Source organism: Streptomyces sp. NPDC050423 (genome assembly GCF_040655445.1).
GTDB lineage: Bacteria > Actinomycetota > Actinomycetes > Streptomycetales > Streptomycetaceae > Streptomyces.
Window position 1 is genome coordinate 59,926 of record NZ_JBFAJY010000040.1, and the last position, 18,647, is coordinate 78,572.

An 18,647-nucleotide genomic window follows, 5' to 3' on the forward strand; every position below is an offset into this window, starting at 1 on the left:
CCGTTCGGTTCCTGTGTCTGAGGCGGAGCGTTGCTGACTGAGCCGGCGTGACCGGCCGCAGGTGAAGCGGTTCAACAGGGAGGCGGCAGAACTTGTCACCGTCCCGGGAAATCCGGGGCGCCGGGCGCCCCTTCGAAACTCTGTCGAAGCGCTTCGATGTTGCAGCGAGGTTAAGTGAAGGGTCCCGGCCGCACAAGAGTCCGTTTCCAGATTCCTCCGACCTGTTTCCTAACCGTTTCCTCGCTCAATGGGTGCTGTCGTGTACGGAGGTCGAGGGTGAGGTCTTGACACTGGCGGGGTCGGCCACGGAGCATCGAAGCGCTTCGAAAGATCTTCTGGGGCTCCTCGGAGGCTCACACGAGGTCCTGGCACCGGAAACCTCCCACCTCTCCAAGGGGACCCGCACGTGACGGAACAACCGCAGCCCTTCCGCGACCCGCGGCTGCCCTTCGCCAAGCGCATCGACGATCTGCTCCAGCGGCTCACGCTCGACGAGCGGATCGCGATGCTGCACCAGTTCGCACCGGCGGTCGACCGGCTCGGGCTCGGTGCCTTCAGGACCGGCCAGGAGGCCCTGCACGGCGTTGCCTGGATGGGACCGGCGACGGTCTTCCCGCAGGCCGTCGGGCTCGGGGCCACCTGGAACGACGAACTGGTGCGCCGGGTCGGCGAGGCGGTCGGCAACGAGGTCCGGGCCAAGCGGGCCGAGGACGACCGGGTCGGGCTCAACGTCTGGGCCCCGACAGTGAATCTGCTGCGCAACCCGCTGTGGGGGCGCGGCGAGGAGGGGTACTCCGAGGACGCCGCCCTCACCTCCGCCATCGCCGTCGCGTACACCCGGGGCCTGCGCGGCGACCATCCGCACTACTGGCGGACCGCCCCGGTCCTCAAGCACTGGCTCGCCCACAACAACGAGACCGACCGCGACACCGCCTCCTCCTCGGTCCGCCCTCGGGTCCTGCACGAGTACGACCTCAAGGCCTTCCGCGGCGCCGTCCGGGCGGGCGCGGTGGCCGGGGTCATGCCCGCGTACAACCTGGTCAACGGCCGTCCCAACCACCTCTCGCCGCTCCTGTCCCAGCAGTTGCGCGGCTGGACCGACCGCTCGCTGGTCGTCTGCTCCGACGCGGGCGCGCCGTCCAACCTCGTCGACTCCGAGCACTACTTCGACACCCACGAGGAGGCGACGGCCGCCTCCCTGCGGGCCGGTGTCGACAGCTTCACCGACCACGGCCAGGACTCCGCCGTCATGACCGGCCGCATCCGAGGAGCCCTGGAACGCGGACTGCTCGACGAGCACGACATCGACACCGCCGTCCGCAGGCTGCTCGAACTGCGCTTCTCGCTCGGCGAGTTCGATCCCGGCCTCGACCCGTACGCGGATGCCGCCGACTTCGACACCGCCGGCCACCGGGCGCTCGCCCAGGAGGCCGCCGAGCAGGCCGTCGTCCTGCTCAAGAACGACGGGCTGCTGCCGCTGGACCCCGCCGCCGGGAAGACCGTCGCGGTGGTCGGCCTGCTCGCGGACGCCTGCAAGCTCGACTGGTACAGCGGCACGCTGATCCACCGCTCCACCCCGCTCGACGGGCTCCGGGAACGCTTCGGCGCAGAGCGCATCGTGTTCGCGGAGGGCGCCGACCTGGTCCGGCTGAAGTGCGCGGACGGCTGGCTCCAGGTGCCGGCCGCGGACACCGGCCAGGAATCGGTACGCGGCGCGGAGGGCGCCCTCGACCCGGCGCTCCTCGCGGGCCGCACCGACCTGCCCCCGCTGACCTGCGGCGACACCCCGACCGAGCTGGCGCTCGTGGACTGGGGCAACGGCGTGATCACCCTGCGGGAGCCGGACGGCCGCTACCTGTCGGTGGCCGAGGACGGCTACGTGCGCGCCTCCGCGGACGAGCCCGGCGGCTGGATCGTCCAGGAGACGTTCCGCCTGGAGGCGGTGGAGGGTCATGCGGGCGGTCACCGCCTTCTGCACGTCGGAACGGGTAGGTATGTCTCTGTTGCCGCCGACGGCGTAAAGGTTGCCGCCCCCGGCGAAGAAATTTCCGGACCCGCGGACTCCGTCGGAACGGTCTTCGGGATCGAGGTGACCGAACGCGGCGAGGACGCCGTGGCCCGCGCCGCCACGGCGGCCGACACCGTGATCGTCGTCGTCGGCAACGACGCCCACATCAACGGGCGCGAGACCGAGGACCGCACCACCCTCGACCTGCCCGCCCAGCAGGAACGCCTCTGGCGCGCCGCCCACGCCGCCAACCCGCGCACCGTTCTCGCGGTCACCTCCGCCTACCCGTACGCCCTCACCGACGCGGCGGCCACGCTCCCCGCGCTCCTGTGGACTGCGCACGGCGGGCAGGCCGCCGGAACGGCGCTCGCCCGGGTCCTGGCGGGCGACGTCTCCCCGGCCGGCCGGCTGCCGCAGACCTGGTACGCCTCCGACGCGGAACTGCCCGGTGTGCTGGACTACGACATCATCGGCTCCCGCCAGACCTACCTCTACTACGAGGGCACGCCGCTCTACCCGTTCGGCCACGGCCTCTCGTACAGCGACTTCGCCTACAGCTCTCTGACCGCCGAGCGCGAGGGCGAGCTCCTGCGGGTGTCGCTGACCGTCACCAACACCGGCGCCGTCGCCGCCGACGAGGTCGCCCAGCTGTACGTACGGGCCGTCGCGCCGTCCGTCGTGCGGCCGCCGCGCCAACTGGCCGCCCACCGCAGGCTGCACCTGGCACCCGGCGCCGGGCAGCGGGTCGACCTCACGGTCCCGGTCGCCGAGCTGGGTCACTGGGACGTGGCGCACGGCCGCTGGACCGTCGAGCCGGGCGCGTACGAGATCCAGGCCGGCGCCTCCAGCACCGACATCCGGATGGCCGCCGTCGTCACCGTGGACGGCGAACCGGCCGGACCCCGGCCGGTCCTGGCGCGCGGTCTGGAGGCGGCCGACTACGACGAGCAGCTGGCCACCGAGATCACCGACCGGACGAAGACGGACGGCGACGCCGTGACCGCCGTCGCCGAGCGCAACGAACTCCTCTACCGCCGCTGCGACTTCGGAGCCGGAGTGCGAGAGGTCGCGGTGTCGGCGTCGGGGGAGGGGGCCGTCCGGATCGCCGTCGACGGCACCACGGTCACCCTCCCGGTGGCCCCCACCGGCGGACCGTACGACTACCGCACCCAGCAGGCCGCGCTCGCCGCCTCCGGCGTCCACGACCTGCGCGTCACCCTGCACGGCACCGTCCGTCTCGCCCGGATCACCTTCACCGGGGACACCGAATGAACCGGTCCGCCCCGCGAACCCCTGTACAGCCCCGCCCAGTTGCCCCCGGCAAGGAGTCCTCATGAAGTTCACCGACGGCTTCTGGCTCATGCGTGAGGGTGTACGCGCCTGCTACGCCACCGAGATCCGCGATCTGCGCGTCAGCGCCGACCGGTTCACCGCCTACGCGGCGGTCAAGCACGTCGCCGAACGCGGCGACACCCTCAACACCCCCCTGATCACCGTCGAATGCTTCTCCCCGGCCGAGGGCGTCATCGGCGTGCGCGCCACCCACCACGCCGGGGCCGTCAACCGCGGACCCGACTTCGCCCTCCCCGGCCAGGACCCGGCAGCCGCCGGGGCCCGGACCCGACAGGACGGCGCGGTCACCGAGCTGACCAGCGGACCGCTCACCCTGCGCATGGACGGCGACGGGCCGTGGGGCCTCACGTTCCTCGACGCCGGTGGCCGCCGTCTCACCGGCGTCGGCGCCAAGGGAACCGCCTTCGCCACCGCCCCGGACGGCACCCACCACATGATCGCCCAACTGGCCCTGGACATCGGTGAGAACGTCTACGGCCTCGGCGAGCGCTTCACCCCGTACGTGAAGAACGGCCAGAGCGTCGACATCTGGCAGGCCGACGGCGGTACGAGCAGCGAACTCGCCTACAAGAACATCCCGTTCTACCTCTCGTCCCGCGGCTACGGCGTCTTCGTCAACCACCCCGGCAGGGTCTCCTTCGAGATCGGCTCGGAGTCGGTGGGCCAGGTGCAGTTCAGTGTCGAGGACCAGTCGCTGGAGTACTACATCGTCGCCGGGCCGACCCCCAAGGAGGTGCTGGCCCGCTACACCGCCCTCACCGGCCGCCCCGCACTGCCGCCGGCCTGGTCCTTCGGCCTCTGGCTGACCACATCGTTCTGCACCTCCTACGACGAGGAGACCGTCACCTCGTTCGTCGACGGCATGGCGAAACGTGAAATCCCGCTCTCCGTCTTCCACTTCGACTGCTTCTGGATGCGTGAGTACCAGTGGTCGGACTTCCTCTGGGACCCGGACGTCTTCCCCGATCCCGAAGGCATGCTGGCCCGGCTCAAGGCGCGCGGTCTGCGGATCAGCATGTGGATCAACCCGTACATCGCCCAGAAGTCCGCACTGTTCGCGGAGGCCGCGGAGCACGGCTACCTGGTGCGCAGGCCCAACGGTGACGTCTGGCAGTGGGACCTGTGGCAGCCCGGCATGGCCCTGGTCGACTTCACCGACCCGGCCGCGCGCGAGTGGTACAACAGCAAGCTCCGGGTCCTGCTCGACCAGGGCGTCGACTGCTTCAAGACCGACTTCGGCGAGCGCGTGCCCACCGACGTGGTGTGGCACGACGGCTCCGACCCGGAGCGGATGCACAACTACTACGCGCAGATCTACAACCGCACGGTCTTCGAACTCCTGGAGGAGGAGCGCGGACACGGCGAGGCGGTGCTCTTCGCCCGTTCCGCGACCGCCGGCGGCCAGCAGTTCCCGGTGCACTGGGGCGGTGACTGCTTCGCCTCCTTCACCGCGATGGCCGAATCGCTGCGCGGCGGCCTCTCGCTGAGCCTGTCCGGCTTCGGCTTCTGGAGCCACGACATCGGCGGCTTCGAGGGCACCCCCGACCCCGCGGTCTTCAAGCGCTGGCTCGCCTTCGGCCTGATGTCCTCCCACAGCAGGCTGCACGGCAACGTGTCGTACCGGGTGCCGTGGGCGTTCGGCGAGGAGGCGGTGGACGTCACCCGGAAGTTCACCCTGCTCAAGCACCGGCTGATGCCGTACCTGTACGGGGCCGCTGCCACCGCCCACCGGACGGGCGTCCCGATGATGCGCCCCATGCTGCTGGAGTTCCCGGGCGATCCGACGACCCGGATGCTGGACCGCCAGTACATGCTCGGACCGGATCTGCTGGTCGCACCGGTCTTCACGGAGGACGGGCAGGTCGAGTACTACGTCCCCGAGGGCACCTGGACGTCACTCCTGACCGGCGAGACCGTCACCGGACCGGTCTGGCGCCACGAGACCCATGGCTTCGACAGCCTGCCGATCCTGGTGCGGCCCGGTGCGGTGCTCCCCTGGGGCGCCGACGACCAGCGCCCGGACGCCGACTGGCTGGACGGGCTCACCCTGCGGGCCTTCGGTCCGGCGGCCGGCACCGCCGACACCCTGGTCACGGTGCCGGACCTGACGGGCGCGACCGCCGCCACGTTCCGGGTCGTACGGGACGGGGAAGCCCTGAGCGTCACTGTCGAGGGCACCGACCGGCCGTTCCGCGTGGTTGCCGAGGAGACGGGAGAGACGGCGGAGGGGACGGGCACCGTGACGGTGCGGGACGCCTGAGGCGGGCGGGGCGGGGGTGGTTCGGCGCGGGGTGGTCGCCGTCGCACCCCGCCCCGGCGGCGCTCAGCCTGTCGCGTCGGCCAGGGCCCGGTCGGCCGCGGCGCGGGAGGTGTGCCACAGGGTGGTGACCGGCTCCCACACCTGGATTCCGCGGTCCATGCCCACCGTCGCGGCCCCGAACGTGACGCCGTGGTGCGAGGGGTCCGCCGCCACGGACAGGGTGCGGACGACATGCCCCTCGGTGGTGCCCGGCGCAGCCGTGCGCACGGCGGCGTACCCGCGCTCGCCCGGCGACAGCACATAGGAACCACTCGTGGCCGGCGGCACGGGCTCGGCCGAGCCGTCCAGCCCCCGGAAGGTGACGGTCGGGATCCGGTCCACCACGCAGGTGCTGCCGCCCCGATTGGTGACGGTGATCCGCGCCGCGTTCCGCTGCCCACCGGGCGAGGCGGAGACGTCGAGGGCCTTCTCCTGGCAGACGACCGGACGGGCCGGGGTACCGGCTGAGCCGGCCCCCGGGGCGGCGGACGCGCCGGTGGCCGTGAGGGCCACGGCGGCCGTCGCGGTGAGGGCGGCGGTGAGAGCGGAGGACGGACGCATGATGTTTCTCCCCTTGGATCGACAGCCTGCGGTCGTGGCCTGAGGGCCCCGGCGGCCGGTGCGGCCGACAGGGACATTCTGAACGGCATGACGCGTTCCTGGCGATAGATCGGGCATATCGGTTCAATATCTGTCGACCCGGCACGCCTCGACGTCCCAGAATGGAACGACTCGCCTATTTGCCTAAAGGTATTAGGCATCTGCATAATGAGTGATGCTTAGTGAAGGGAAGACCATGGTGCGTGCGGGGCTGACCGCTGAACGTCTGGCGCAGGCCGGGGCGGAGCTGGCCGACGAGGTCGGCTTCGACCAGGTGACCGTTTCGGAGCTCGCCCGGAGGTTCGACGTCAAGGTCGCGAGCCTGTACTCGCATCTGAAGAACTCCCACGACCTCAGGACCAGAATCGCCCTGCTCGCCCTGGAGGAGCTCGCCGACAGGGGCGCCGCCGCACTGGCCGGGCGGGCGGGCAAGGACGCCCTCAGGGCTTTCGCGGACGTCTACCGCGACTACGCCCGCGAGTACCCCGGCCGTTACGCCGCGGCCCAGCTGAGGCTCGACCCGGAGGCGGCAGCCGTCAGTGCCGGCGGCAGGCACGCGCAGATGACCCGGGCCATCCTGCGTGGCTACGACCTGACCGAGCCCGACCAGACGCACGCCGTCCGGCTGCTGGGCGGCTTCTTCCACGGCTACGTCAGCCTGGAGATGCAGGGCGGATTCAGCCACAGCGCCCCCGACTCGCAGGAGAGCTGGTCACGCTCCCTGGACGCCCTCGACGCGCTGCTGCGGAACTGGCCCGCGCCCTGATCGCAGTCCCGTACCGGCCGGCGTTGGCCGCCCGCCGGTGAGTCCGAGCACTTCAACGTTCTGAGCAACAGGTAGAGACATGCAGACTGAGACCGACTGGATCACCGCGCCGATCACCGCCGAACTCCTGCGCGGGGCGCTGGACCTGGAGCACACCGAGCACGGGGTGCGCCCGCACCGGCTGCCCGCGCGGGCCCGCGCGCAGTGCGCCGACGGGCAGCTGGCCATGGCGGAGGCCCAGCCCTCCGGCGTACGGCTGGTGTTCCGTACCGGGGCCACCGCGATCGAGCTGGACGCACTCCGTACCAAGACCGCCTACCAGGGCGCGCCGCCCCGCCCGGACGGCGTGTACGACCTGCTCGTCGACGGCCGCCTCGCGGGGCAGCAGAGCGTGACCGGCGGCAACGTCCTCCTGGTCGACATCACCGCCGGGACCGCGGAGACCCGGCCGGGCCCGGTCGGCACCGTACGGTTCGCCGGGCTGCCCGAAGGCGTCAAGGACGTCGAGATCTGGCTTCCGTACAACGAGACCACCGAACTCGTCGCCCTGCGTGCCGACGCCCCCGTCGGGCCCGCGCCGGACCGGGGCCGCAAGGTGTGGCTGCACCACGGCAGTTCGATCAGCCACGGTTCCGACGCGGCGAGCCCGACCACCACCTGGCCCGCACTCGCCGCCTCGCTCGGCGGGGTGGAGCTGATCAACCTGGGCCTGGGCGGCAGCGCCCTGCTCGACCCGTTCACCGCCCGTGCCATGCGCGACACCCCGGCGGACCTGATCAGCGTCAAGATCGGCATCAACCTCGTCAACACCGACCTGATGCGCCTGCGGGCCTTCACCCCGGCGGTGCACGGCTTCCTCGACACCGTCCGCGAGGGGCACCCCACCGCGCCACTGCTGGTCGTCTCGCCCGTCCTGTGCCCCATCCATGAGGACACCCCGGGCCCGAGCGCCCCGGACTTCAGCGACCTCAGTGAAGGAAGGCTCCGGTTCAGGGCCGCGGGCGACCCCGCGGAACGGGCCGCCGGAAAGCTGACACTCAACATCATCCGGGAGGCCCTGAGCAGCCTCGTCGAACAGCGGTCGGCCGAGGACCCGAACCTGTACTACCTCGACGGGCGCAGCCTGTACGGCCGGCAGGACTTCGCCGAACTGCCGCTGCCGGACCAGCTCCACCCGGACGCGGCCACCCACCGCCGCATGGGCGACCGCTTTGCCGCGCTCGCCTTCGCGCCCGGCGGCCCGTTCACCGCCGACCGCGCCTCCTGACCGGACGGCCGCCTTCCCGGCCGGATGGGCGACCGACACCATGGGCAACCCGTCCCAGCACACCCGGAGCAACCGATGCCGCCGCACAGCTCGCCCCGGATCCTCGTCTTCACCCGCACCACGGACTACCGCCACGAATCGATCCCCGACGGCATCGCCGCGTTCCGCGGACTCGGAGCGGAGCACGGATTCGCGGTCGACGCGACGGAGGACCCGGCGGTGTTCGAGGACGGGCTGCACGGCTACGCGGCGGTGGTCTTCCTCTCCACCAGCGGGGACGTCCTCACACCCGCCGGGCGCACCGGGCTCCGGGCGTACTGCGCGGCGGGCGGCGGCTTCATGGGGGTCCACGCGGCGGCCTGCACCGAGTACGGCTGGCCGTTCTACGGAGAGCTGCTGGGCGCCCGGTTCGACCGGCACCCCACGTTCCAGCCCGGCACCCTCGTGATCGAGGACCACGAGCACCCGGCCACCGCCCATCTGGGCGGCACCTGGGACTTCACCGACGAGTGGTACGAGTTCCGGGAGGACCCGCGCGGCCGGGTGCGGGTGCTCGCCTCCGCCGACGCGTCCTCGTATGCGGGCGGCGCAGGAGACGGTCACCCCCTCGCCTGGACCCGTGAACACGGTGGGGCGCGGGTCTTCTTCACCGCGCTCGGCCATGCCCCGCAGGCCTACACGGACCCGGACTTCCGCGCCCATCTCCTCGGCGGAATCCGCCATGTGACGGACCGGCGCCCGGACTCCCCGACTCCGTGACCCGGCCGTTCCGGCCTGCCGAAACCTTCGTGCCGCCGGCCGGGCCGGGGTGTCCGGCCCGGCCGACGGCCCTTCGTCAGACGCCCGGCGGGACCCGGGAGGGGCGGCCGTTGCCGCGGGTCAGCGAGTAGCCGAAGACGGCCGCGAGCGCACCCAGCACCCCGCCGCCGACGGTCCACAGCCAGCGGTCGGTCCACCAGCCGGAGGCCCAGCCGTCCTCGGGCTCACCGGCGAGCGGCACCGGCGCGGCCGAGGCGCCGTCGGCGGCCTGCTCGACCGAGGAGACACCGGGCACCAGCGGCTTGGAGAGCGTGCCGTCCACGTCCCCGGCACCGCCCTTCCCGGCCGACGTGACCTCGACCTCGGTCCGCACCGGCAGACCGAGGTCCGCCGAGGGCAGGTCGACGACCGTGAGGCGGACGTAGTAGCTGCCGGGCAGCGGGTCGTTGGCCCACGGCTCGGACCAGGCCCTGACGGTACGCAGGACACAGGTCAGCTCGACCGTGGCGGCGTCGGCCGCGGCCTTGCCGGTCTGCTTGCCGTACATGCAGGCCTGGCGGCGGCGGAGCCCGTCGTACACGTCGACCTGCCAGGTCGACGCGCCGTGCCGGGTGGCGGTCTCGGGCAGCGTGACCTTCGCCTTGACGGTGGCCCGCTGGCCGGCGTCGGCCGGGAACACCCAGTACAGGTAGTCGCCCGTGGAGCCGCCCGCGGTGGCGGTCTGGTTCTGCCGGATCGCGGTGGCGGTACGGAAGGCGGTGCCCGCCTCCGTGGGGCCGGAGCCGTCGCCGGAGGCGCTGGGGCTCGGGCTCGCCGACGGGTCGTCCGCGACCGCGGCTCCCGCCCCGGTCAGCAGGGCGAGGCCGGTCAGCAGCGCACCCGCGAGTACACGTGTCGTACGGATCATCGGTTGGTCCTCCAGACGGCGATGCGCCAGCGCGAGATCCAGCCGGTCAGCAGGCCCGCGATCAGTCCGGTGAGGACGAGCACGCCGAGCAGCCACCAGCCGCGGCCCAGGCCGAACGCGGCGACATCGGCCGCGTTGTCGGGGCCGTCCACCACGTCGACGGTCAGCTCGACCGGCATACCGGGAGAGGTCTTCACCGAGGCGGGCGCCGAGAAGGAGTTGCTGATCTGGAGACAGACGGTCTCCGCGACCGGCTCGTCGTCCGTGTCCTGTCCGGGCCTCGGGTAGCGCAGCCCGGCCGAGATGGCGTCGGTGCGCCCGGTGCCGGACTCGGAACCTCTGACGATCTCCCGGCCGTGCACGGTCACCGCTCGCAGCAGCGTCCCGTAGTCGTTGTTCACGGCGCGGTCCGCGAAGACACTGACCGAGGCGCGCAGCTCCTGGCCGGGCAGCACGTCCACCCGGTACCAGCGGTGCTCGCCGATCTTCTCGCGGTCGGTGTAGAGGCCCGCCTTGAGCTTCGGGGCGTCGGTGCAGCTGTCCGCCCCCTCGGCCGCCACCGGGGTGACGACGGGTTCGGCGGCGCGGTCGACCAACTGCTTGACGCGGCCGGAGAGTTCATCGGTGTGCTTGACGGCGGTGTAGGTGCCGCCGGTGGCGTCGGCGATGCAGGTCAGCTGCTTGCGGATCTTCTCGTTCGGCACCAGGCCGAGGGTGTCGATGACCAGGTGGATGCCGCGAGCGGCGATGTCGCGGGCCACTTCGCAGGGGTCGAGCGGGCCGCAGGTGTCTTCGCCGTCACTGATCAGCACGATCCGGCGGGTGACGTCGCCGCCCTCCAGATCGTCGGCGGCGCCCAGCAGGGCGGGTCCGATCGGGGTCCAGCCGGTGGGGGCCAGGGTGGCGACCGCGGTCTTGGCCTCGGTGCGGTCGAGCGGGCCCACCGGATAGAGCTGCTTGGTGTCCTTGCAGCCGACCTTCCGGTCGTCGCCCGGGTAGTCGGCGCCGAGGGTGCGGATACCGAGCTGCACCTGCTCGGGCACCGCGTCCAGGACCTCGTTGAACGCCTGCTTCGCCGCCGTCATCCGGGACTGGCCGTCGATGTCGCGGGTCCGCATGGAGCCGCTGACATCGAGCACCAGCTCGACCTTGGGGGACGCTTTGGTGGGGGTTTCATCGGCCGCGGCGGGGAGGGCCGAGCCGAGCCCGGCGGTCAGGGTGGCGAGCAGAATACCCACCCCGACCGTCAGCCTTCTTCTTATGATCATCGCCGGATAGTAGTGAACATCAGTTCGCTACCCCAAACCGGTGCGCCGGCCACCGCGCCCGCTTGTACCGCACGTGCGACGGAATGTGACAGCCGGTCAGTCCCGCGGCCCGGTTCGGTCACGTGTCCCGGCGGGCCCGGTCCGGCGTGCCTGTGGGTTCAGCCCTGTGGCCGGTCCGCGCCCAGCAGGGGTCCCGCCGCCCGGTCGAGTACCGAGCCGATCCGCTCCCAGGTGGTCAGGTCCCGTTCGACCGCTTCCAGTTGCAGGTCCTCGCCGGTCTGCCAGCCGGTGGCGATCGCGACCGGATCCGTACCCGTGGCGGCCGACGCCGCGAGGGCCGCCGCGCCCACGGCGACGAGTTCCCCGTTGGCCGGCACGGTCACCGGCCGTCCGGACAGGCGTCGTACGGTCTCCACCCACTGGTGCCCCTGGGCGCCGCCGCCGATCAGCAGCAGCGGCCGGGCAGCCACCTCGGGGTCGGCCGGGTCGAGTCCGCACGCCCGCAGCAGCTCGTCGAGCGCGCGCAGCACGGTGTAGACGGCGCCCTCGTAGGCGGCGCCCAGGAGCTGCTGGGGGGTGGTGTCGTGCCTCAGGCCGGTGAGGAGGCCGGCGGCGGTGGGCAGGTCGGGGGAGCGTTCGCCGTCCAGGTAGGGCAGGACCACGGCCTCCCCGCCGGGTGCGGCGTCGGCGCGGTCCAGGCCGAGGAGTGCGGCGATCTTGTCCACGGCGAGCGTGCAGTTGAGGGTGCAGGCCAGCGGGAGATACGTGCCGTCGGCCGCCGCGAAGCCGGAGAGCGCGGGCGAGGCGGGCCTGGTCCGGGAGGCGGCGAAGACCGTGCCCGAGGTGCCGAGGCTGAGCACCGGGTGGTCCAGGAGTCCGGCGCCGCCGAGCCCGAGACCGACGGCGGCGCTCATGTTGTCACCGGTGCCCGCCGCGACGGCGATACCCGCCGGCAGGCCGAGCGCCTCGGCCGCCGTGGCGGTCAGCGAGCCGATGCGGGCCGCCCCGCTCGACGCCACCTCGGGCAGCAATGCGAGCTCGATGGAGAGGAGTTCGAGCACCTCGGGGTCGTAGGAGCCGGTGGCGGTGGAGTACCAGCAGGTGCCGGAGGCGTCGCCGGGGTCGGTGACGGCGCGGCCGGACAGCCGCTCGGTCAGGAAGTCGTGGGGCAGCCGGATCGCCGCGGCCGCCGCGGCGGTGGCCGGTTCGTTCTCCCGCAGCCACATCCACTTCGACGCCGTCATCGCGGCCACCGGCACGGATCCGGTGCGCGCGGTCCAGGCCGCGGCCCCGCCCAGCGCCGCGGTGAGGGCGGCGGCCTGCGGGGCGGAGCGGGTGTCGTTCCACAGGAGTGCCGGGCGCAGTGGGCTGCCGTCCGCGTCCAGCACGACCAGGCCGTGCTGCTGGCCCGCCACGGCGATCCCGGCGACGGCCGCGGCGGGAACGCCGGACTCCTTCAGTCCGGCGGCGACCGCGTCGCGCAGCGCCCGCCACCACACCTCGGGGTCCGTCTCGCGGGCCCCGGCCTCACCGGTGACGACATGGGGCGCGCGGCCGACGGCGAGCAGCCGGCCGGTCGTGATGTCGACGAACGCCGCTTTGGTGGACTGGGTGGAGCTGTCCACACCGATGACGACGGTATGCGGCGGCATGGCTGACCTCATTCTCTGGCCTCAGGGATCCCGCGCTGCGGTGCTCGCTCTGCGGGTATTTGATCGTACGAGGAACAAATTAGGTGATCGAACCTGCGGAGAACAGGGGGAGTGGCGGAATTCCGACGAGAGGGTGGCGCGGACACGGCCTGGGGGGTTACGTCGCCGGGGTGGTCCGTGCATGATTAGTCATGACAGTGAACAAATTGAGGTTCGGCCGCCCGACCGGCTACGGACCCATGGCACCGAAGGCGGATGGACCATGACCGAAGACTTCACCCCCACCCCGCAGGACAAGTTCACCTTCGGTCTGTGGACCGTGGGCTGGCAGGGGCGCGACCCGTTCGGCGACGCGACCCGTGCGGCGATCGACCCGGTCGACTCCGTCCAGAAGCTCGCGGAGCTCGGTGCCTACGGTGTGACGTTCCACGACGACGACCTGATCCCGTTCGGCTCGACGGACTCCGAGCGCGAAGGAATTGTGAAGCGGTTCAGGCAGTCGCTGGATGCGGCCGGTCTCAAGGTCCCGATGGTGACGACGAACCTGTTCACGCACCCGGTGTTCAAGGACGGCGGGTTCACGTCCAACGACCGTGACGTGCGCCGGTTCGCGCTGCGCAAGGTCATCCGCAACATCGACCTCGCCGTCGAGCTGGGCGCCGAGACGTATGTGGCGTGGGGTGGGCGTGAGGGTGCGGAGTCCGGCGGGGCCAAGGACGTACGGGTCGCGCTGGACCGGATGAAGGAGGCGTTCGACCTGCTCGGCGAGTACGTCACCGGCCAGGGTTACGACCTCCGGTTCGCCATCGAGCCCAAGCCGAACGAGCCGCGCGGCGACATCCTGCTGCCGACCGTCGGCCACGCCCTGGCCTTCATCGAGCGCCTGGAGCGCCCGGAGATGTACGGCGTGAACCCCGAGGTCGGCCACGAGCAGATGGCCGGGCTGAACTTCGCCCACGGCATCGCGCAGGCGATCTGGTCGGGCAAGCTCTTCCACCTGGACCTCAACGGCCAGTCCGGCATCAAGTACGACCAGGACCTCCGCTTCGGCGCCGGCGACCTGCGCCAGGCCTTCTGGCTCGTCGACCTGCTGGAGACGGCCGGCTACGAGGGCCCGCGCCACTTCGACTTCAAGCCGCCGCGGACCGAGGACTACGACGGGGTCTGGGCCTCCGCCGCGGGCTGCATGCGCAACTACCTGATCCTCAAGGACCGTGCCGCCGCCTTCCGCGCCGACCCCGCCGTGCAGGACGCGCTGCGCGCCTCCCGGCTGGACGAGCTGGCGCAGCCCACCGCCGCCGACGGCGTGGCCGGGCTGCTGGCCGACCGCTCCGCCTACGAGGACTTCGACGTGACGGCCGCGGCGGAGCGTGGCATGGCGTTCGAGGCCCTGGACCAGCTGGCGATGGACCACCTGCTCGGGGTCCGCTGACCCTGCCGCACGGGGTGAGGCCGTGACGGAGGGGACGGACGCGCCGCACGCGTCCGTCCCCTCCGCCCGCCTCCGTTCAACGGTCCGTGGTCCGGCCCGCGTACGCCACCGGGTCGGCGAGCACGTCCGTCATGACCAGGGCCGCCGCACCCCGTGCCGCGTCACCCGCGACGGACGAGGCACGCAGCCTGCCGCTGCCGGGGGACCACAGCCCGGACACCACCCGGTCCGTCAGCTCCTGGTCGACGGGCGGCGACAGCCACGGCATCAGGTTCCGGTAGATCCCGCCGAGCACCACGGCGTCGGGGTCCAGCAGATTCACCGCCCCGGACAGCACCCGGCCCAGCATCCGGCCCGCCCCGGCGACCGCGGCCACCGCCCGCTCGTCGCCCGCCCGGGTACGCCGCTCCAGCTCGGCGACCCCGACGCCGCTGCCGGTCTCCTCGATACCGGCGGCCCGCAGGAGCGCCGCCTGCCCCGCGTACTGCTCCAGACAGCCGCGCGAACCGCACCGGCACTGCGGCCCCTCCGAGTCCACCACCACATGCCCGATCTCCCCGGCGAACCCGTGCGCCCCGCGCAGCAGCTCGCCGTTGATGACCAGGGCGCCGCCGACACCGATCTCGCCGGTCAGATAGAGGAAGCTCCGGATCCGTTCCAGCCCGCCGAACCACAGCTCGGCCAGCGCCGCCAGATTGGCCTCGTTCTCCGAACTCACGGTCAGCGCCTCGTGGCCGGGGCGCTCGGCGGCGAGTGAGGCCGCGAACAGCTCCTGGGCCGGGACCTGGTTCCAGCCCAGGTTCGGGGCCTGGCGCACCGAGCCGCCCGAGACCAGACCGGGCAGCGCCAACGTGACACCGACCGGGAACAGCTCCTGCCCGGCCGCCGACTCCAGGGTCCGCGCGGCGATCCCGGCCGCCCGCGCCAGCACCTCGGCGGGCGGCGCGCCCCGGTTGTCGAGGTGCTCGGTGAGCCGGACCCGGCCGGTGCCGGCCAGGTCGACGACGCACACCGACACATAGTCGATGTTGACCTCGACGCCGAGCCCGGCCGGACCGGTCCGGGCCGTCTTGAGCGCGGTGCCGGGCCGGCCGGCCTGCCCGCTGAACGTCTTGCCGGACTCGGTGAGGAACCCGCTGTCGAGCAGCTGCTCGACGAGCGAGGACACCGCGGCCCGCGTCAGCCCGACCCGCGCGGCGACCCCGGCCCGGGTCGCCTCGCCCTCGCCCTCGTCGCGGACGGCCCGCAGCACGAGGCTGAGGTTGCTGCGCCGGACGGTGTCCTTGTCGGCCTTGGGCCCCAGAGGCGTGAGGTTGCTCTTCATATCGGTGCCGAGCCTATGTGATCCCGTACGTCCGTACGGTCGCGGTGCGGTGCGCACCGGCCCCGGCCACGCCCTGCTCAAGGGGCGTGGCCGGGGCCGGTGCGGTCAGGACGGGGCCCCGCGCTCCTTGAGCATGTCCGCCATGAGCGCGATCTCCGACCGCTGGCCCAGCACCATGCCGGATGCCAGGTTCCTGATCTCGTCGGTGCCCGCCGCGCCCGCGGCGGCCTGCGCCATGTCCGCACCGGCCCGGTGGTGCGCGGTCATCAGCCGCAGGAACAGCACCTCGGCGTCCCTGCCCTTCGCCGCCCGCAACGCGTCGAGATCGTCGTCGGTCGCCATGCCGGGCATCAGCGCCCCGTCGCCGCGCGGGGTGAACGTGTGGCCCATCCACTCCATGGGCGGGCCGGGCGAACTCTTCGCACGGCCCCACATCTCCAGCCAGCCCAGCATCATGCCGCGCTGGTTGGCCTGGGTGTTGATGATGTCGAACGCGAGCCGGCGCACCGCCTCATCGGTGGTCCGGTCCCGGACGATGAACGACATCTCGACCGCCTGCTGGTGGTGGACCGCCATGTCACGTGCGAACCCCACGTCCGCCGAGCCCTCAGCGGGAGCGGACGCCGCCGCCGTCGTGGCCGGGGCGGAGACAGAGGGGCGCGCCGGCATGAGCGCGACCAGGGCCAGCGCCAGCAGCAGCAGAGCGCCGCCGGCCAGCACCAGAGGGCGGGACGTACGTGCCGAGGAGGTCACTTGGCGATCCCGCCGCTGCACGCGGCGCCCGGCTCGGGGGTCTGCGGGCCCTGGACGTACTTGGTGAAGAACTGCGCCACCCGGGCGTCGGTGGCGCTCTTCACGGTCAGCTGCTTGCCCCAGGCGCTGAGCATCAGCGGGGCGGCCTGGTCCTCGACGGGACTCATCAGGGAGTACGGGGTGGCCGAGACCCGTTCACCGAGCTTCTTGATGTCGGCGGGCTTCGCCTTGCCGGTGTACGTGACCCAGACGGCGCCGTGCTCCAGCGAGTGGACCGCGTTCTCCTTCGGTATCGCCTCCGTGTAGACGTCGGCGTCGCAGTTCATCCAGACCGGGTTGTGGTCGCCGCCGACCGGCGGGTTCATCGGGTAGTCGACCTTCTTGTCGACGTGCTCCCGCGAGAGCTTGTCCCAGCTCTTCTCGCCCTGGACGGGGGAGGACTTCGCGGCCGTCTCGGCCTTGTCCTGCTTGTCGGAGGCGTTCATCAGATAGCCGCCGCCCGCGACGAGACCGGCCACGACGGCGACGGCGGCGGTGATCGTGGCGATGCGGCTGCGGCGCTCTCGGGCCCGCTCCTTGCGGCGGGCCTCGTCCAGCTTGGCGCGGCGGGCGGTGGCAGGTGTGGGCTGCTTCTTGGCGGAGGCCATGGAGGTTCCTCGGGTTCGGTGAGCCGGACGGTTTGCGGGCAGGTGGATGTGTCCCCGGAGAGAGGGGGACAGGCTGCTGCACGACCTAGATCCGTTGAACCTGAAGGCGCAGGTGGTCGACGTCGCCGGCGGAGTCGTCGGAGGGGCCCCGGATACGTTCGGCGCCGGTGAGGGAGCCGGCCGGGAGGACGGCCGGGGCGCAGGGGAGCGCGGCCGGTGCGGGCGGGGTGGGCAGCACGACCGGCGTCGAGTGCTCGGGCGTGATGTGGCAGGAACTCCCGTCGCCCCGGTCTCCAGGGGCGTCGGCCGCCACGATCCGCGCGGCGGCGGCGGGCACCGGAGTGAAGGCCCGGGGAGCGGAGGCGAAGGCGGCACCGTGCCGCGCCTCGGCGGACTGCGTAGCGGTGAGCGAACAGCACGACACCATGGCGAGCAGGACGAACACCCAGCCGAGCAGCACCGAGGCGCGGGCGTCGCGTACCCGGTCGGTTCGTTCACTCGGCCTGTTCATCCCGGACATCGTACCGGTGTGTGAACTTTCAATGAGTGCGGATCGCGGTTCGGGGAGCTGTGGATGTGCGGGGAGGGGGTTCCGCCGGCGACGTGGCGAGATAGTGTGCCCCGGTGACAACGCACTCGAACGTATCTGCGGGCTGGTATCCGGATCCGCACGGCGCGCCCCAGCTGCTGCGCTACTGGGACGGCTCCCAGTGGACCGAGCACACCAACCCGGCGGGCGGACAGCCGCAGGCTCCGGCCCAGGGCCAGGCCCCCGCTCAGGCGCAGGCCCCGCAGCAGCAGGCGGCCCCGCAGCACCAGCAGCAGGCGCCCGCCCAGCAGCAGTACCAGCAGCCGGCCGCGGTGCCCCAGCAGGGCGGCGCCCCGGGTGCGGGCTCGCTCTTCGATCAGCAGGTCCTGGTGGTGAACCAGAAGGCCAAGCTGATCGAGGTCACGAACGAGTACAGCGTTTTCGACCAGCACGGCAACACCGTCGGCTCGGTCGTCGAGGTGGGCCAGGGCGCGTTCCGCAAGGTGGTGCGCTTCCTCACCAGCATCGACCAGTACCTGACCCACCGTCTCGAAATCCGTGACGCCTACGGTCAGCCGCAGCTCCTGCTCACCCGCCCGGCGAAGTTCATCAAGTCCCGGGTCATCGTGCAGCGGCCGGACGGCGGACAGGTCGGCGAGATCGTCCAGCAGAACGCCATCGGCAAGATCAACTTTGCGATCATGGTCGACGGACAGCAGGTCGGTGCGATCAAGGCGGAGAACTGGCGCGCCTGGAACTTCGCGATCGTGGACCACAACGACGCCGAGATCGCCCGGATCACCAAGACCTGGGAAGGCCTCGCCAAGACGCTGTTCACCACGGCGGACAACTACGTGCTGCAGATCCACTACCAGCTGCCCGAGCCACTGCGGAGCCTGGTGATCGCGACGGCGCTGACCGTGGACACCGCCCTCAAGCAGGACTCCCGCGGCCTCGGCTGAGTCAGGCCCCGCGTACGCGACCGCCGGCGCCCCGCACACCATGGTGTGCGGGGTGTGGTCCGCGAGGCCGGATTTGGTTCCCGGACCGAAGTTGCCGTTGGCCACGCCATCGGCCATGCCC

15 protein-coding genes are annotated in these 18,647 nt (G+C 72.0%); 7 read left to right on the top strand and 8 right to left on the bottom strand.

Annotated elements, in window-relative coordinates; translation table 11 throughout:
- Positions 1-406 precede the first annotated feature (406 nt).
- Positions 407-3,280: a glycoside hydrolase family 3 C-terminal domain-containing protein gene (locus AB0I52_RS26210; protein WP_363076512.1), complete on the top strand. Its 2,874-nt coding sequence runs from the start codon at positions 407-409 to the stop codon at positions 3,278-3,280.
- A gap of 61 nt (positions 3,281-3,341) precedes the next feature.
- The gene (gene yicI / locus AB0I52_RS26215) at positions 3,342-5,621 is read left to right on the top strand and encodes an alpha-xylosidase (protein WP_363076514.1); all 2,280 of its coding nucleotides are present in this window, start codon (positions 3,342-3,344) and stop codon (positions 5,619-5,621) included.
- Between the two features lie 63 nt (positions 5,622-5,684).
- Here yicI and AB0I52_RS26220 read toward each other — a convergent pair whose 3' ends face one another.
- Positions 5,685-6,221 carry a DUF4232 domain-containing protein gene (locus tag AB0I52_RS26220; protein ID WP_363076516.1) on the bottom strand — a complete coding sequence of 179 codons (537 nt, stop codon included), beginning with the start codon at positions 6,219-6,221 and terminating at the stop codon, positions 5,685-5,687.
- A 235-nt stretch (positions 6,222-6,456) separates the two neighbouring features.
- Between AB0I52_RS26220 and AB0I52_RS26225 the strand changes: the two genes are divergently transcribed.
- The 3 genes from AB0I52_RS26225 (at position 6,457) to AB0I52_RS26235 (ending at position 9,052) form a co-directional block, all read left to right on the top strand.
- The gene (locus AB0I52_RS26225) at positions 6,457-7,026 is read left to right on the top strand and encodes a TetR/AcrR family transcriptional regulator (protein WP_363076552.1); all 570 of its coding nucleotides are present in this window, start codon (positions 6,457-6,459) and stop codon (positions 7,024-7,026) included.
- 79 nt (positions 7,027-7,105) lie between these two features.
- The gene (locus AB0I52_RS26230) at positions 7,106-8,293 is read left to right on the top strand and encodes a GDSL-type esterase/lipase family protein (RefSeq protein WP_363076518.1); all 1,188 of its coding nucleotides are present in this window, start codon (positions 7,106-7,108) and stop codon (positions 8,291-8,293) included.
- 75 nt (positions 8,294-8,368) lie between these two features.
- On the top strand, positions 8,369-9,052 hold the full coding sequence (locus AB0I52_RS26235; protein WP_363076520.1) for a ThuA domain-containing protein: 684 nt from the start codon (positions 8,369-8,371) through the stop codon (positions 9,050-9,052).
- 76 nt (positions 9,053-9,128) lie between these two features.
- On the opposite strand, the gene AB0I52_RS26240 is transcribed toward AB0I52_RS26235, so the two are convergent.
- From AB0I52_RS26240 to xylB, 3 genes are all read right to left on the bottom strand, one after another.
- Positions 9,129-9,959, bottom strand: coding sequence for a hypothetical protein (locus AB0I52_RS26240; RefSeq protein WP_363076522.1), 831 nt, complete (start codon positions 9,957-9,959; stop codon positions 9,129-9,131).
- The gene (locus AB0I52_RS26245) at positions 9,956-11,227 is read right to left on the bottom strand and encodes a VWA domain-containing protein (protein WP_363076524.1); all 1,272 of its coding nucleotides are present in this window, start codon (positions 11,225-11,227) and stop codon (positions 9,956-9,958) included. Before AB0I52_RS26245 ends, AB0I52_RS26240 begins: the two co-directional genes overlap by 4 nt.
- A 158-nt stretch (positions 11,228-11,385) precedes the next feature.
- Positions 11,386-12,879 (bottom strand): xylulokinase, encoded by a 1,494-nt coding sequence (gene xylB / locus AB0I52_RS26250; RefSeq protein WP_363076526.1) that lies wholly within the window; start codon positions 12,877-12,879, stop codon positions 11,386-11,388.
- Between the two features lie 262 nt (positions 12,880-13,141).
- Here xylB and xylA point away from each other — a divergent pair, with 262 nt between their 5' ends.
- Positions 13,142-14,311, top strand: coding sequence for a xylose isomerase (xylA, locus tag AB0I52_RS26255; RefSeq protein WP_363076528.1), 1,170 nt, complete (start codon positions 13,142-13,144; stop codon positions 14,309-14,311).
- Between the two features lie 76 nt (positions 14,312-14,387).
- Here xylA and AB0I52_RS26260 read toward each other — a convergent pair whose 3' ends face one another.
- The 4 genes from AB0I52_RS26260 to AB0I52_RS26275 all read right to left on the bottom strand — a co-directional run bounded on the left by AB0I52_RS26260 (position 14,388) and on the right by AB0I52_RS26275 (position 17,546).
- The gene (locus AB0I52_RS26260) at positions 14,388-15,635 is read right to left on the bottom strand and encodes an ROK family protein (protein ID WP_363076530.1); all 1,248 of its coding nucleotides are present in this window, start codon (positions 15,633-15,635) and stop codon (positions 14,388-14,390) included.
- 105 nt (positions 15,636-15,740) lie between these two features.
- A complete protein-coding gene (locus AB0I52_RS26265) occupies positions 15,741-16,388 on the bottom strand; it encodes a DUF305 domain-containing protein (RefSeq protein WP_363076532.1) in 648 nt (215 codons plus the stop codon).
- Positions 16,385-17,035, bottom strand: coding sequence for a DUF3105 domain-containing protein (locus AB0I52_RS26270; protein WP_363076534.1), 651 nt, complete (start codon positions 17,033-17,035; stop codon positions 16,385-16,387). The genes AB0I52_RS26265 and AB0I52_RS26270 overlap by 4 nt, the downstream gene beginning before the upstream one ends.
- Before the next feature lie 85 nt (positions 17,036-17,120).
- Positions 17,121-17,546, bottom strand: coding sequence for a hypothetical protein (locus AB0I52_RS26275; protein ID WP_363076536.1), 426 nt, complete (start codon positions 17,544-17,546; stop codon positions 17,121-17,123).
- Positions 17,547-17,659: 113 nt separating this feature from the next.
- On the opposite strand from AB0I52_RS26275, the gene AB0I52_RS26280 reads away from it, so the two are divergent.
- On the top strand, positions 17,660-18,526 hold the full coding sequence (locus AB0I52_RS26280; RefSeq protein ID WP_363076538.1) for a phospholipid scramblase-related protein: 867 nt from the start codon (positions 17,660-17,662) through the stop codon (positions 18,524-18,526).
- The last annotated feature ends 121 nt before the right edge of the window (positions 18,527-18,647 follow it).